Here is a 1,823-nt window from a genome sequence, read left to right on the forward strand (position 1 = left end):
GTGAGTGTAATCTCGATTGGGGACTCTTTCATTCTAGCACCGAAACAGTCCCCTTCCTCTAACGTATCAACTGCTACTTCGTTGCGGTGAGTATTGGCTTGGTTCTAAACGATCCTGAGACGCGACCTATTTTTTAGCGTTAAATGATGCTCTAGGTGCTATATTTTCCCGCTCGGCTTCGGAGATGTCAACCTCAGAACCATCGTAATATTCCTCCTCAATTCGGCTTAGCATATATGTTGTCTGTGGGTTCATTTTCATACGCTTGTTCTCCAATCTAGTTCGGAATTCTCCATCACTGGGCCACCTGTCGACGAATAAATCACGCAACTCATCAGCAGAATTATTATTGGTATCGAAGCACTCAGAACACGCCCGAGAATAGATTCGGTCGAGTTCTCCACCTGTCGCATAATTTGCTGTCTTCCATCGGATCAAAAACGCCTCTAATATTCGTAGAGACTCCATAACACGGTTGGCAGAGTCAAATTCATCGATGATCCGTAAGAGGAGAGTACGTGCCTGGGTGATACTGAGAGTTTCTAAGTCTGCCAACTTGTCATTGATTGCTTTATTTCCAGCAACGTCAAACTCAGAAATGCTATGCTCAACAATGTCAGTATAGAGAGACGCAGACCTCAGCATGTCAGAGACATACTCTTCAAGCGTGAGATTACTCTGTTCTAACTCATTGTCGACTATGTCTTGGAAAATCTCATACAGCATATAGTTAGAAACATCTCCATCATAGTCAGGTTCCGAAGCTGCCATAATATAGTGTCTAAAGAATCGGCTTGGTTTCGATAGCCTGGGCACGATTAGTTCAATAATCGCTTCCCAGTCATCACGAATTCTCTCATAGTCTATAGAGGAATCAGTTGCAGCAGTATTGAAGACGTGGTTTTTCATTAGATCAACAGAAGAGAGTTCTAAACCACGGTCATTGAGCGTCTCAAACAATCTAAATGCAGATTGTTCTCCGTCAGTAGTTATCGAAACGGCAGTAACGCCACGTAGAAGCTTACTACGAATATCGTTCACCTCCTCAACACTTAGGTCATCCATTTCTTCGGCATAGAACTGAAATTGCTCCGTTTATCGCAAGACAGCTCCCGTATTGAATCACTTACATAACAAATTCTCCTGTCTGAGTCGCTGAACTGCCGAATTTCTAGATACAGACATTGCAGAAGCACCCAAACCAGACTATCCAGAACCATCAAATTTATTTTATATCTTGCGTAGGCTCACTTGGAGAGCGGAGATCTCTCTGGGCAATACGTTCAGAGAAAGAGCGCGGGCGGCGAAGCTAACTCGCCGCCCGCGAAAGGTTATGCACGATACACTTCCGCGTCAGTTCCCGGAATTGGCCATACCAACTCCGGGAACGCAAACGCTCTCCGTCGTTCTTCAACATTGAGAAGACTGTTTCACTCATGGTTCGTTGATTGTACGTATCATCGTCAAGACGAGCGTTGTGAGCCTTCTTGAGGCTGTTATGCTCCTTGTGCTTGATTACCGGTCGAGTGTTCCCATCTCGACACTCCTCACGGAGATAGCCCCATGAGTAATTCGAATCTGCAAGCAAAGTCTGCAGGTCATCGGCGTTCCGCCGATAGACCTGCAGCCCGACATGTCCATCCCATTTCCGCTTAGTTGTTAAATGAACGTCTTTGATCGCTAGAGTGTCTGTATCTACTAGCACTACTTCTGGGGTTAATCCGGCAAGCTGATTGCCACGGCTGAAGAAAGAGAGCAATGAAAGAACTTGCACACGACCACGGAGATGCCGCAGGGTTTCTCAGAAGGTATCAAGCGTGTTT

1 protein-coding gene and 1 pseudogene are annotated in these 1,823 nt (G+C 45.7%); both read right to left on the reverse strand.

Features of this window, described 5'->3' with window-relative positions:
- Window positions 1–126 precede the first annotated feature (126 nt).
- The gene (locus tag O2S87_RS18510) at window positions 127–1,065 is read right to left on the reverse strand and encodes a DUF262 domain-containing protein (RefSeq protein WP_475410194.1); all 939 of its coding nucleotides are present in this window, start codon (window positions 1,063–1,065) and stop codon (window positions 127–129) included.
- 244 nt (window positions 1,066–1,309) lie between these two features.
- Window positions 1,310–1,705: pseudogene (locus tag O2S87_RS18515) on the reverse strand (transposase); the annotation flags it as partial.
- Between the last annotated feature and the right edge of the window lie 118 nt (window positions 1,706–1,823).

Source organism: Halohasta sp. A2, from assembly GCF_056175805.1.

What these genes read in the sequence shown, in the direction of transcription:
- O2S87_RS18510 (WP_475410194.1), bottom strand. Translation starts at nt 1,065, where the DNA reads ATGGATGACCTAAGTGTTGAGGAGGTGAACGATATTCGTAGTAAGCTT.